Raw genomic sequence first — 12085 nt, 5'->3', positions numbered from 1 at the left:
TTATATATAGTGAGTTGGCCTTTGGCCAGCTCTTTTTTGTTGCTTACAGTTCTTGCTTATTTCTTGCCGACACATTTACTCAGAAATTTAAACTTGTCAAGAGGAAGAGCGTAGCGGCTCTTGATAAGTTTAAAGTTTATGTGTAATCATTAAGCGGCGAAAGAAGCGTGATGAAGACGAAATTCTATAGGACTCCTAAAATCTAATTTTTCTTTGATTCTTTCACCATTGTAATAGATTATAAAATCTTCAATCGCTTGTGCTAATTCTTCAAAGGAATGATAAGTCCGACCATAGTAGACTTCTTGTTTTAGTAGACTAAAGAAATTCTCCATTGGCGAATTATCTAAGCAATTTCCTTTACGAGACATACTTTGAAAAATTCGGTGATCCTTCAAGAGCCGGGTGTAACTTTTCATTTGATAGGCCCAGCCCTGATCAGAATGAAAGGTTCTTCTGTATGGACATAATTTACTTGCTTCAATGGCAGCTTGTAGCCCCTCCAACATGCTTTGTCCATTAGGCTGATGTGTTATCTTAAAAGAAATAATTTCTCGATTAAATAGATCCATGTAAGGATCTAAATAGAGTTTTCCAGTTTGATAATTCCCAGAATCATCGGCATAGTAGTATTTAAATTCTGTTGTGTCTGTTGTTATTTTTTGATAAGGAATGGTCGAATCAAACCGCCGGTTGATACGATTTGGCGCTATCTCTCCAATCGTTCCTTTGTAGGAATTATATTTTCTTGTCTTTCTAGTATAGCTAGTGACCTGTATCCCCATAATTTTCATTAGGCGTTGAACTTTGTTTTTACTGACCTTATAACCACGGGAAAGCAGTTCAGCTCGCATTCTTCGATAACCATAATCCTTATGGGTTTCTCTGATGTCTTTCATTTCCTCTTTTAAATCGGCATCCTTATCAATTTCCTCATCTTTATTTTTCCAATAAAAGTAGGTCGATTTAGGAAACTTTAAAACGCTAAGAATATCTTTTAAAGCATATTTTTCATCATGGAGACGTGTGATTTCGGTCACTATTTCTTCTTTTCTCGCTTGACTCTTTGAGCCACACGTCTCCTCAATCCTTTTAAAAATTTGTTCTCAATTTCTAAATCCGTAATCCGTTGTTCAAGTTCCTTTATTTTTGCTTCACTTAACTGATTGGTTTCGCTGCTATCCTTTATTTGATTGATTTGTGATTTCTTTTTAGACACTTTAGGTGGCCTTCCTTTCCTCGCGGAAAGGCCATCAAGTCCTCTTTCATGATAAGCTCTTCGCCAATTAGCGATTAGACTTGGATTATTCATGTTTAATGAATTGGCCAATTCGCGATAACTCATTTCCGTACTTTCATACAATTCTATCGCATTTAATTTGAATTCAACAGTATAAACCTGTTGAGTCCGCCTTTTCTTTAAACCATCTACACCAAATTCATAATAGTTATTAACCCACCTTCGTAAAATAGAAGGATCTATTCCTGCTTTATTAGCTAAGGTTCGATAACTTCCTTTTTTCGCAATATAGTCTCCTACTAAATTCAGTTTAAATTCTAATGAATATTTAGACATAAAAATAACCCCCAAAAGTTGAATTCTTAGTCCAACTTTTGGGGGTCACTACAGGCAAATTACAGCCTGGCTTGAGGTTTTTTAGTGGATGATTTTAAATCGAGAGTTTTCTAATGCGGTGCGGTTGGTCCAGAAACCGTATCCCGACCGCGTTCAATTTCTTCTTTAGGCATTGGATTTGGCATCTTGTGCTCGTGTTGAGAAGCACCCGAAACTGCATCCTTGCTTTCAGTCTCTTCTTTATCTTTAGCCTTTGAAGTCGCCTTAGAAACAGTATCTGGTCTTGGCCCACCTTCGCTGGCTTCAATATAAGGTTTCTCAATCGCATGTTGCAGTTCGTCATCGATTCCAGCTTCATAGCGTTCTTGATACCATTGATTAACATCCTCAGCTGTTTCACCCAAGAAGGGATTAGGCACATGTGGATCGTGTAAGGTCCGGTCCCAAGAGGATTCTGCGGTATCAATAAAGGGTTTGCCGTTTTGAACAGTCTCTAAAACGCCTAGATAGCGGCCCTTTTGATCATAGATAGGACGGTAATGGAGGTAGACCTTATTGCCATTGCCCTTGGTATACCACATACTCTCACTGCGACGACGACCGTGGTGGAGGTCATCCATAATTCCTTCAACCTTGGTCCGAATTTGTGGTGGGTGGCAGTCGGATACATTTCCTCCTAAGGTCACCGGTGATCTTGGGGTCCCTGCATCTTCTTGGTGGCGGCGCTTATTGTAGTAGAGGAAGCGGTTTTGCTTATCAACAAAAGAAATCTCGACTTCCAAATTATCTAAAATCGCTTGGACTTCATCTAAAGTTAACCAACCCGTCCCAAAATCGACCCGGGTATCGGTTTGGAAGGAGTAAGGTTCTGCATCAGGATCTTCATCCCCTCTAGCATAGGCTAAAGCACGATCTAAGGCGTATTGCATCCCCATTGTGGTATAGGTTGCCCCTGAAACCACATCAAACTCACGTTTTGAGCCATCTTCTTTAATTTGTTGGATTAATTTCTCTGAAGCTTGTCCACCAAGTTCTGGTGTTTCAATGCCCCGGTATTTGATATCGGTAATTTCATTCTCATCGACCGTCACAGCTAAACTCACTTTACCCTTGTAACCGTCCCCTTCACCATAGTAGGTTCCTGGGGTAAATTCATCCGGTTCAGGTTGTCCTGCTGCTATTCTCAAGGCCTCTTTTACTGCATTGATAAGGCCCTCAGAAGAATGCGTTGCCCCTGAGAGGACATCCACATCAGCAGTCTGTTGGTCTAACATTTGTTTGACCAAGTGTTTAATAGCTAAACTCCCCACATTGGCTGAATCTGCTTCGGATACTTGGATATCTTCAATTTTATCTTCACTGACTTTAACATCGACTTCTACCATATCTAGAAAGCCTTGAGCTTCTTCATGGTAAGTTCCTGGATTAAATTTTGCCATTTTCTCCCAGCCTTTCTAAATCTTTATTGTATATATACCATTGTATAATAATTGATAGCTAAAAACCAATGATATCTAGAACCCTTTGCTTATTTCTTTGCTTAATCAACCATATAAAAGTAAACTAGAGATAACTATTAAAGAAGGAGTCTGTTTCATGTACGAAAAAATGCTTAAAGACTCAAAAAGTAAGCGCCAGATGCTGGTCAAACTCTTTTGGTCGACTTTCTACCTCTCTGCCTTTACCTTTGGCGGGGGATACGTCATTATTACCCTGATGAAAAAGACCTTTGTTGACGACTATGGCTGGATTGAAGAGGACGAGATGCTTGATTTGGTAGCGATCGCTCAATCTTCTCCCGGGGCAATCGCAGTGAATGGAGCTATCGTTATCGGTTACAAATTAGCTGGATTTGTTGGCATCCTAGTATCTGTCTTAGGTACCATCTTACCTCCCATGCTGATCATTTCGGTAATTGCCCTCTTTTACCAACAATTTATCCAAAATTTCTGGGTCAAAGCTCTCTTAGAGGGCATGCAAGCTGGCGTCGCTGCCGTTATCGCCGGCGTCGTCTTAGATATGGTCGCTGATGTTTGGCGTCGTAAGCAACCCATCCTGGTCATTATTATGCTAGCTGCCTTTATTGCTAATTACTTCTTCTCTGTTAATATCATCTATATTATTTTAAGTTGTATCGGCTTAGGACTGGTTTATAGTTGGCTACAAAGCAGGAAAGGACGCTAACCATGATTTATTTACAATTATTGATTTCCTTTTTAAAAGTTGGAGCCTTCAGCTTCGGAGGCGGTTATGCTGCCCTCCCCTTGATCCAAGAAGAGATCGTTGAGAATTACGCTTGGCTTTCCATGCAAGAATTTACCGACCTGATTACTATCTCCCAGATGACACCTGGGCCAATCGCTATCAACTCCGCAACCTTTGTAGGCACCAAACTGGCTGGTCCCTTGGGAGCTATTGTGGCCACTCTGGGTTCGGTTTTACCATCCATTATTATCGTAAGTATTATCGCCCGCCTCTATTTCAAATACCGTAACCTAAGCCTCTTACAAAACGTGCTAGTGGCCTTACGCCCTGCCGTAGTTGCTATGATTGCCGCAGCCGGCCTGTTAATAATGATCTCTGCCTTTTGGGGGGAAGCCCCTATACAATTAGCAACTATTAATTTGGTAGCAGTAGCCATCTTCGGCCTTGCCCTAGGGATTCTTATCCGTTACAAAGTCAATCCCATCATAATTATCATCTTGGCAGGAATCTGTAACGTCATATACCAAGCAGTTATGACGGTGGTGTAAGATAATCGTAAATAATAAGTCTCTAAACAAGAAGGAATTAATTGTTTATGTTCAGTGATAATTTAACCTTTTATAGAAGAAAGAAAAAATTAACTCAAGCTGACTTAGGAAAACATTTAAATGTTTCTCCTAAAACGATAGGGAGCTGGGAACGAGGAAGAACAGAACCCAGTCTAAAGATGCTAGAGGCACTCGCAAATTATTTTAATATTTCCATTGATACTCTGCTCGGATATAGTGGATATAAAAAAACGATTTAAAAAATATTCTGCGATCAGAGGACTTAACTTATGAAGGAAATGAAATTTCTGAAGATAATTTAAGAATGATTTCAAAATTAATTAAAGCCTTACTTAGTGAATAGCTATTTTATTAAATCATCGGAGGAAATACTATGGGATTTGGTAATTGATTAAGAACGTTAAGAGAATCAAGGAAAATGAGTCAAAGAGATCTAGGGAATCTACTAAATGTAACTCATGTTTCTATATCGGGATATGAAAACGAAACGCGTTCCCCGGACCCTTATGTGCTAAGTAGAATAGCTGAAATATTTAATGTGAGCGTTGATGATTTAGTAGGAAAGAAACATCCTAATTCTTGTGATTTAAAGTTATTATTAAAAGAGGATAATGTAACTTATAATGGCAAACAGATACCAAATGAAAATTTAGAACTAATTGCTGAAATAATAGAAATACTTCTAAGAAATATGGATAATTGACAATAGATTTTAGGAGGAACTAATGAATACAGCAGGGATAAGACTAGCGCAATTGAGAAATGAAAAGAAAATGTCACAAAGAGAATTAGCTGAAAAAATGGACGTTTCTCAAAGCTATGTTGGCCAATGGGAAAGCGGAAAAAGAGTCATACCGACAGAAAAGCTGTTGGATTTAGCTAATTTCTTTAATGTATCGATTGATTACCTATTAGGCTATACCAATAATAAAACGCCTAGAAGTAAAGATTTAAAAGATTTGCTAAAGGAAGAAAGCATGACCTATGGTGGAAGAGAAATTTCAGAAGACGATTTATACACTATTTCAAAAGTAGTTGGGGCATTACTGGATAAAAAGGGAATTGATCGTTAGTGATCATTGAAAAGGTTAGGTCGCTAGTCAAACGGTACAAGACGAATGACCCTTTTGAAATTGCTGAACACTTCGGGATCGAAATACTTTACGCCCCACTCGATTCAGTCAACGGCTGTTACTGGAAAGTCTACGGCCAGAAAATCATCATAGTAAACAGCAATCAAGATGAACGCCTTTATAAATTTATTGTTGCACATGAATTATGCCACGCTCTTTATCATAGCAGCCTGACCTGCTTGTATACGCAAGGATATCATGTTAAAGAAAAATATGAGCGACAAGCCCACGAGTTTGCAACAAAATTATTAATGTACAATATAGATATTGAAGAAGATAAAACGAAGAAATTTTATTTAATGGAGAATAACGTACCTTATGAAATGAGTCGGTACATATAAAAAAACCCACCAGATTGGTGGGCAGGTTGGTTATATTTTTATAATAACATAAGAAAGGAGAATTTTATATGAAATGGAAGAAATTATTCGCTGTTGGTGCTTGTGCTTTTGTACTAGGTGCTTGCTCAAACGATCAAGAAAACAATAATAATCAAGATCAAGCGCAGAACACCGAACAGACTAGTCAGCAAGACAACAGCCAACAACAGCAGGAACAGCAAAGCCAAGAGCAGAAACCAGAAGTTGACCCTAAATACGAAGGCAGAACTTACCCTGCTGGCGGGTACTGGAACCCAGAAGCTCACGGAGATATGATTGTTAGTCACGGGAATGGCGAATATAAGATCAAGAGTATCAATAGTGATACTGGGTCACTAACTGGAGAACCGATTATCTGGCTAGAAATGGAATATACGAACAAATCTCAAAATCCGCAATCACCTTATATGGGATTTATAACAGCGGTAGATGCTACTCAAACAGACGGTACAACTACCCAAAGTTTAAACGGTGCTAATGGAGAGTTAGGCAACGTCCCTAATCAAGAAGCCGTAAAAATGGGTGATTCTCAAGTTAACCCTGGTAAAACGGTTAATGCGGTTATCGGTTACAGATTAGCTATACCAGATGGAGACGTATTATTTAACGCACGGCCAAACAAGGCGCTATTCGCTTGGGCTAACATGTAAAAAGATTAAGCCTTAACGGGCTTTTTCTTTAAAATCATAAGAACATAAGTTCGTAAAGGAGCAAAAAATGAATGATTAAAAAGTATACTTTAAAAGATGGAACGTTGAGATACGGAACGATTGTCTATCTAGGTATAGATCCACTAACTGGTAAACAGCTAAGGAAAAAGAAAAAGGTTTTAAAACATATAACGAAGCTGCCCTATACGAAAAGCGGGCAAAAATTGCTTATGAAGACAAAAATAATGATTTTTTTAAACAACGAAGCACTACAAAATTTAAAGACGTTTTCGAAGAATGGAAGAATCAATACCGATTATCGGTTAAGGAATCGACCTATCTATCAGAAACAAGGAGAATAAAGAACCATATTTTACCGCAATTAGGCGGTACTATAATCGATAAGATCACCTTAGCCCAATGCCAAAAGGCGGTCAATGCTTGGTATAAAGACTATCAAAAAGCGAGTTTGTTAGTCAGCCTATCAAATCGAATTTTTGAATACTCGATAAACGCTGGCTATCAAAAAGATAATCCTATGGAACATGTTATGCGGCCTAAGGCTAAAAATAAGAAAAAATATAAATCTCCCTCTTATAACAAGGCCAAGCTTAAATCGTTTTTTGAAATCATAAAAGATGAGCCACTAGACACGATACTGACCTTTAGGTTATTTGCTTATACTGGAATTAGGTCGGGAGAATTGCTAGGTTTAAAATGGAAAGATATTGACGAAGAAGATCAAACACTAAGCGTTGAACGGAGCATTGGGAAAAGTGAAAAAGGAAGCAAGGTCACCACCCCAAAAACGGAAAGCTCAATACGTACTATATCGCTTGATAGAAGAACCTTAGACATGCTAAAGAATTGGAGAAACGAACAAAGAGAAAGATTTTTAAAGCTAGGCGTTAATACTAACTCATCGGAACAATTTATCTTTACGGATATTTATAACCAGCACTACGGGATAGATAGAAACTCTCGATTGCTCAAGCAGATAAAACGCAAATACGATATACCGCCTATCGCTATACACAGTTTTAGGCATACTCATTGCTCGCTGCTTTTTGAAGCCGGAGTATCCATGAATGACGTAAAAGATCGCTTAGGTCACGCAAGCATAAAAACGACCATGGATATTTACGCTCATGTTACCGAAGAAAGCAAGGATCGGACAGCAGATAAATTCGCTCAATTTATGGAAATTTAGAATTGGTCGTTACCTTTTTCGTTACCCTTTTTGGCAAATAAAAAAACGTCACCAATCAAACTTTTTAGAAAGCTTGATATGACAACGTTTCTACCTATGCCGGCGGTGGGGGTCGAACCCACACGTCCGTGAGGACACGGGATTTTGAGTCCCGCGCGTCTGCCAATTCCGCCACGCCGGCTTATATATAAAAGGCGGTAGCCGGATTTGAACCGGCGATAAAGGTTTTGCAGACCCGTGCCTTACCCCTTGGCTATACCGCCATATTTAATTAAAAACTAACCTCTTCTTAAAAGAAGAGGTCTAAACAATTACCACTAGCATGATAATCATCAAACTGGGGTAGCTGGATTCGAACCAACGCATGACAGAGTCAAAGTCTGTTGCCTTACCGCTTGGCGATACCCCAATATAAGGGCGAACGAGGGGAATCGAACCCCCGAGTGTCGGAGCCACAATCCGATGCGTTAACCACTTCGCCACGTTCGCCATATCTATGATATATAACAGGTTTAACAGGGACACTAGGAATCGAACCCAGATCGACGGTTTTGGAGACCGTAGTTTTACCGTTAAACTATGTCCCTATTCTCAAATGAGAATAGCTATCATTTTATGGAGGGAAGAGGATTCGAACCTCTGAACCCGAAGGAACGGATTTACAGTCCGCTGCGTTTGGCCGCTTCGCTATCCCTCCTAATGGATGGTCCGAGACAGAATCGAACTGCCGACACCTTGAGCTTCAATCAAGTGCTCTACCAACTGAGCTATCGGACCCCATTATAAGAACGGTCCGGACGGGATTTGAACCCGCGATCTCCTCCGTGACAGGGAGGCATGTTAACCCCTACACCACCGGACCAAATATAGGATTAATGGAGAATGAGGGGCTCGAACCCCCGACATTCTGCTTGTAAGGCAGACGCTCTCCCAGCTGAGCTAATTCTCCAACTTACTCATTAAAAGTAAATGACCCGTACGGGAATCGAACCCGTGTTACCGCCGTGAAAGGGCGGTGTCTTAACCGCTTGACCAACGGGCCAATAAATATAAAACGGAGAGTAAGGGATTCGAACCCTTGAAACGGTCTCCCGTTTACACGATTTCCAATCGTGCTCCTTCGGCCTCTCGGACAACTCTCCAATAGCTTAAAGCCTGAGGACTCACTCGCCATAACTCCGCAAGTAGGACTCGAACCTACGACATCTTGATTAACAGTCAAGCGCTACTACCAACTGAGCTATTGCGGAATAAAATAAGATTGCACGGCAACGTCCTAGTCTCACAGGGGGCAACCCCCAACTACATTCGGCGCTAAGAAGCTTAACTGCTGTGTTCGGGATGGATACAGGTGGGTCCTTCTTGCCATCGTCACCGTACAATTTATTTTTTTGAGCTTGTTCGCTCAAAACTGAATCTATCATGCCTTCCTTAAACCTCATACAACCTTATCCTTTGGATAAGTCCTCGACCGATTAGTATTTGTCCGCTCCACTTATTGCTAAGCTTCCACTCCAAACCTATCAACCTGATCGTCTTTCAGGGGTCTTACTACTTTAAAAGTATGGGAAATCTCATCTTGAGGGGGGCTTCACGCTTAGATGCTTTCAGCGCTTATCCCGTCCACACATAGCTACCCAGCCATGCTCCTGGTGGAACAACTGGTACACCAGCGGTGTGTCCATCCCGGTCCTCTCGTACTAAGGACAGCTCCTCTCAAATTTCCAACGCCCGCGACGGATAGGGACCGAACTGTCTCACGACGTTCTGAACCCAGCTCGCGTACCGCTTTAATGGGCGAACAGCCCAACCCTTGGGACCGACTTCAGCCCCAGGATGCGATGAGCCGACATCGAGGTGCCAAACCTCCCCGTCGATGTGAACTCTTGGGGGAGATAAGCCTGTTATCCCCAGGGTAGCTTTTATCCGTTGAGCGATGGCCCTTCCATGCGGAACCACCGGATCACTAAGCCCGACTTTCGTCCCTGCTCGACTTGTAGGTCTCGCAGTCAAGCTCCCTTCTGCCTTTACACTCTGCGAATGATTTCCAACCATTCTGAGGGAACCTTTGGGCGCCTCCGTTACACTTTAGGAGGCGACCGCCCCAGTCAAACTGCCTGACTGACACTGTCTCCCGACCAGCTAATGGTCGCGGGTTAGAATGGTCATCCCACAAGGGTAGTATCCCACCAGTGCCTCCATCGAGACTAGCGTCCCGACTTCGATGGCTCCTACCTATCCTGTACATGTGGCACAAACATTCAATATCAACCTACAGTAAAGCTCCATGGGGTCTTTCCGTCCTGTCGCGGGTAACCAGCATCTTCACTGGTACTACAATTTCACCGAGCCTCTCGTTGAGACAGTGCCCAAATCGTTACGCCTTTCGTGCGGGTCAGAACTTACCTGACAAGGAATTTCGCTACCTTAGGACCGTTATAGTTACGGCCGCCGTTTACTGGGGCTTCAATTCAGAGCTTCGCCCGAGGGCTAACCCTTCCTCTTAACCTTCCAGCACCGGGCAGGCGTCAGCCTCTATACATCATCTTTCGATTTGGCAGAGACCTATGTTTTTGATAAACAGTCGCTTGGGCCTATTCACTGCGGCTGACCTTGCGGTCAGCACCCCTTCTCCCGAAGTTACGGGGTCATTTTGCCGAGTTCCTTAACGAGAGTTCGCTCGCTCACCTTAGTGTTCTCCACTCGACTACCTGTGTCGGTTTGCGGTACGGGTTGTTTGATTCTCACTAGAAACTTTTCTTGACAGCGTGACGTCGGCGGCTTCGGTACTAAATTTCCCTCCCCGTCACAACTCATGAAGTCTGAGGCAAGCCTTTCACTCACCTTCTCACTCATTGCTTGGACGCGTTTTTCCATCTCCGCGCTCCGCTTAGCCTTCTGTGTCCTTCCATCGCTCAAACAAATCAAACAAGTACAGGAATCTCAACCTGTTGTCCATCGCCTATCCCTTTCGGTCTCGGCTTAGGTCCCGACTAACCCTGGGAGGACGAGCCTTCCCCAGGAAACCTTAGTCATTCGGTGGACGGGATTCTCACCCGTCTTTCGCTACTCATACCGGCATTCTCACTTCTATACGCTCCACATGTCCTCACGATCATGCTTCTCTGCCTATAGAACGCTCTCCTACCATCCTACGGATCCACAGCTTCGGTGTTCAGTTTAGCCCCGGTACATTTTCGGCGCAGGGTCACTCGACTAGTGAGCTATTACGCACTCTTTCAATGATGGCTGCTTCTAAGCCAACATCCTAGTTGTCTAAGCAACCCCACATCCTTTTCCACTTAACTGAAACTTTGGGACCTTAGCTGGTGGTCTGGGCTCTTTCCCTTTCGACTACGGATCTTATCACTCGCAGTCTGACTCCCGGACTAAACTATTTGGCATTCGGAGTTTATCAGATGTCGGTAATCCAGGATGGACCCCTCGATCAAACAGTGCTCTACCTCCAATAGTCATCATCCGAGGCTAGCCCTAAAGCTATTTCGGAGAGAACCAGCTATCTCCAAGTTCGATTGGAATTTCACCGCTACCCACACCTCATCCCCGCCTTTTTCAACAGACGTGGGTTCGGCCCTCCAGTGTGTTTTACCACACCTTCAGCCTGGACATGAGTAGATCACTTGGTTTCGGGTCGACGACAACAAACTCAACGCCCTCTTCAGACTCGCTTTCGCTGTGGCTCCGCTTCTTCAGCTTAACCTTGCTTGCTATCGTCACTCGCCGGTCCGTTCTACAAAAAGTACGCCATCACCCCTTAACGGGCTCTGACTGCTTGTAGGCATACGGTTTCAGGTACTCTTTCACTCCCCTTCCGGGGTGCTTTTCACCTTTCCCTCACGGTACTGGTTCACTATCGGTCACTAGGGAGTATTTAGGCTTGCCAGATGGTCCTGGCGGATTCCGACGGAATTTCACGTGTACCGCCGTACTCAGGATACTGAATGAGGTGGCTGAGCTTTCGCCTACGGGATTGTCACCCTCTCTGATCGCCCTTTCCATGGCGTTCGACTAGCTCATTCACTCCCGTCCATCAGTCCTACAACCCCAGCATGCAAGCACGCTGGTTTGGCCTCTTTCCGTTTCGCTCGCCGCTACTCGGGAAATCGATTTTTCTTTCTCTTCCTGTGGCTACTGAGATGTTTCAGTTCACCACGTCTACCTTCCACTCAGCTATGTGTTCACTGCGTGGACCATTGTCGATAAAAACAATGAGGTTCCCCCATTCGGAAATCTCCGGATCAAAGCTTACTTACAGCTCCCCGAAGCATATCGGTGTTCGTCCCGTCCTTCATCGGCTCCTAGTGCCAAGGCATTCACCGTACGCCCTTATTCACTTAACCA

9 protein-coding genes, 12 tRNA genes, 2 rRNA genes and 2 pseudogenes are annotated in these 12085 nt (G+C 42.9%); 9 read left to right on the top strand and 16 right to left on the bottom strand.

Annotated elements, in window-relative coordinates; all coding sequences use genetic code 11:
* Nucleotides 1–149 precede the first annotated feature (149 nt).
* Nucleotides 150–1576, bottom strand: a protein-coding gene (locus HMPREF9243_RS10225) for an IS3 family transposase (RefSeq protein WP_101560582.1) whose coding sequence is annotated in 2 segments (ribosomal slippage) — nt 150–1066 and nt 1066–1576 — 1428 coding nt in all. Because the reading frame shifts where the segments join, the coding sequence is not laid out codon by codon here.
* Nucleotides 1577–1686: 110 nt separating this feature from the next.
* Nucleotides 1687–3015: an FMN-binding protein gene (locus HMPREF9243_RS02935; protein ID WP_013669307.1), complete on the bottom strand. Its 1329-nt coding sequence runs from the start codon at nt 3013–3015 to the stop codon at nt 1687–1689.
* A 157-nt stretch (nt 3016–3172) separates the two neighbouring features.
* Between HMPREF9243_RS02935 and HMPREF9243_RS02930 the strand changes: the two genes are divergently transcribed.
* The 9 genes and pseudogenes from HMPREF9243_RS02930 (at nt 3173) to HMPREF9243_RS09775 (ending at nt 7723) form a co-directional block, all read left to right on the top strand.
* A complete protein-coding gene (locus HMPREF9243_RS02930; protein ID WP_013669293.1) occupies nt 3173–3760 on the top strand; it encodes a chromate transporter in 588 nt (195 codons plus the stop codon).
* A gap of 2 nt (nt 3761–3762) precedes the next feature.
* Nucleotides 3763–4329, top strand: a complete 567-nt coding sequence (locus HMPREF9243_RS02925) for a chromate transporter (RefSeq protein WP_013669990.1) — start codon at nt 3763–3765, stop codon at nt 4327–4329.
* Nucleotides 4330–4376: 47 nt separating this feature from the next.
* A complete protein-coding gene (locus tag HMPREF9243_RS02920) occupies nt 4377–4589 on the top strand; it encodes a helix-turn-helix domain-containing protein (protein ID WP_049776735.1) in 213 nt (70 codons plus the stop codon).
* A gap of 164 nt (nt 4590–4753) precedes the next feature.
* Nucleotides 4754–5053 (top strand): annotated as a pseudogene (locus tag HMPREF9243_RS02915) (helix-turn-helix domain-containing protein); the annotation flags it as partial.
* Nucleotides 5054–5075: 22 nt separating this feature from the next.
* On the top strand, nt 5076–5423 hold the full coding sequence (locus tag HMPREF9243_RS10220) for a helix-turn-helix domain-containing protein (RefSeq protein ID WP_013669346.1): 348 nt from the start codon (nt 5076–5078) through the stop codon (nt 5421–5423).
* Nucleotides 5423–5824, top strand: coding sequence for an ImmA/IrrE family metallo-endopeptidase (locus HMPREF9243_RS02905; RefSeq protein ID WP_041705905.1), 402 nt, complete (start codon nt 5423–5425; stop codon nt 5822–5824). Before HMPREF9243_RS10220 ends, HMPREF9243_RS02905 begins: the two co-directional genes overlap by 1 nt.
* A 68-nt stretch (nt 5825–5892) precedes the next feature.
* On the top strand, nt 5893–6513 hold the full coding sequence (locus tag HMPREF9243_RS02900; protein WP_013668922.1) for a DUF5067 domain-containing protein: 621 nt from the start codon (nt 5893–5895) through the stop codon (nt 6511–6513).
* A gap of 223 nt (nt 6514–6736) precedes the next feature.
* Nucleotides 6737–7003, top strand: a pseudogene (locus HMPREF9243_RS11015) (N-terminal phage integrase SAM-like domain-containing protein); the annotation flags it as partial.
* A gap of 48 nt (nt 7004–7051) precedes the next feature.
* Complete coding sequence (locus HMPREF9243_RS09775) at nt 7052–7723, top strand: site-specific integrase (protein ID WP_081456608.1); 672 nt, start codon at nt 7052–7054, stop codon at nt 7721–7723.
* Between the two features lie 97 nt (nt 7724–7820).
* On the opposite strand, the gene HMPREF9243_RS02890 is transcribed toward HMPREF9243_RS09775, so the two are convergent.
* From HMPREF9243_RS02890 to HMPREF9243_RS02825, 14 genes are all read right to left on the bottom strand, one after another.
* Nucleotides 7821–7904: transfer RNA gene (locus HMPREF9243_RS02890), tRNA-Leu, on the bottom strand.
* 11 nt (nt 7905–7915) lie between these two features.
* Nucleotides 7916–7986 (bottom strand) — tRNA-Cys (locus HMPREF9243_RS02885).
* A gap of 74 nt (nt 7987–8060) precedes the next feature.
* A tRNA-Gln gene (locus tag HMPREF9243_RS02880) sits at nt 8061–8132 on the bottom strand.
* Nucleotides 8133–8139: 7 nt separating this feature from the next.
* Nucleotides 8140–8212, bottom strand: a tRNA-His gene (locus tag HMPREF9243_RS02875).
* A gap of 27 nt (nt 8213–8239) precedes the next feature.
* A tRNA-Trp gene (locus tag HMPREF9243_RS02870) sits at nt 8240–8310 on the bottom strand.
* Nucleotides 8311–8339: 29 nt separating this feature from the next.
* Nucleotides 8340–8420, bottom strand: a tRNA-Tyr gene (locus HMPREF9243_RS02865).
* Between the two features lie 7 nt (nt 8421–8427).
* Nucleotides 8428–8500, bottom strand: a tRNA-Phe gene (locus tag HMPREF9243_RS02860).
* A gap of 12 nt (nt 8501–8512) precedes the next feature.
* A tRNA-Asp gene (locus tag HMPREF9243_RS02855) sits at nt 8513–8585 on the bottom strand.
* A gap of 14 nt (nt 8586–8599) precedes the next feature.
* A tRNA-Val gene (locus HMPREF9243_RS02850) sits at nt 8600–8672 on the bottom strand.
* Between the two features lie 21 nt (nt 8673–8693).
* Nucleotides 8694–8765: transfer RNA gene (locus tag HMPREF9243_RS02845), tRNA-Glu, on the bottom strand.
* 13 nt (nt 8766–8778) lie between these two features.
* A tRNA-Ser gene (locus HMPREF9243_RS02840) sits at nt 8779–8865 on the bottom strand.
* 34 nt (nt 8866–8899) lie between these two features.
* A tRNA-Asn gene (locus HMPREF9243_RS02835) sits at nt 8900–8973 on the bottom strand.
* 13 nt (nt 8974–8986) lie between these two features.
* Nucleotides 8987–9102, bottom strand: a 5S ribosomal RNA gene (gene rrf, locus HMPREF9243_RS02830).
* Nucleotides 9103–9178: 76 nt separating this feature from the next.
* A 23S ribosomal RNA gene (locus tag HMPREF9243_RS02825) occupies nt 9179–12084 on the bottom strand.
* Between the last annotated feature and the right edge of the window lies 1 nt (nt 12085).

Origin of the sequence: Aerococcus sp. Group 1, assembly GCF_000193205.1 — a bacterium.
Taxonomy (GTDB): domain Bacteria; phylum Bacillota; class Bacilli; order Lactobacillales; family Aerococcaceae; genus Aerococcus; species Aerococcus urinae_A.
Note: the sequence above shows the minus strand (reverse complement) of the source record. Positions and strands in the feature narration are given on the sequence as shown.

Bases quoted from the DNA above. Each gene is read 5' to 3' on its own strand.
- HMPREF9243_RS02935 (WP_013669307.1), bottom strand. From the start codon at position 3,015: ATGGCAAAATTTAATCCAGGAACTTACCATGAAGAAGCTCAAGGCTTT.
- HMPREF9243_RS02930 (WP_013669293.1), top strand. From the start codon at position 3,173: ATGTACGAAAAAATGCTTAAAGACTCAAAAAGTAAGCGCCAGATGCTG.
- HMPREF9243_RS02925 (WP_013669990.1), top strand. From the start codon at position 3,763: ATGATTTATTTACAATTATTGATTTCCTTTTTAAAAGTTGGAGCCTTC.
- HMPREF9243_RS02920 (WP_049776735.1), top strand. From the start codon at position 4,377: ATGTTCAGTGATAATTTAACCTTTTATAGAAGAAAGAAAAAATTAACT.
- HMPREF9243_RS10220 (WP_013669346.1), top strand. From the start codon at position 5,076: ATGAATACAGCAGGGATAAGACTAGCGCAATTGAGAAATGAAAAGAAA.
- HMPREF9243_RS02900 (WP_013668922.1), top strand. From the start codon at position 5,893: ATGAAATGGAAGAAATTATTCGCTGTTGGTGCTTGTGCTTTTGTACTA.
- HMPREF9243_RS09775 (WP_081456608.1), top strand. From the start codon at position 7,052: ATGGAACATGTTATGCGGCCTAAGGCTAAAAATAAGAAAAAATATAAA.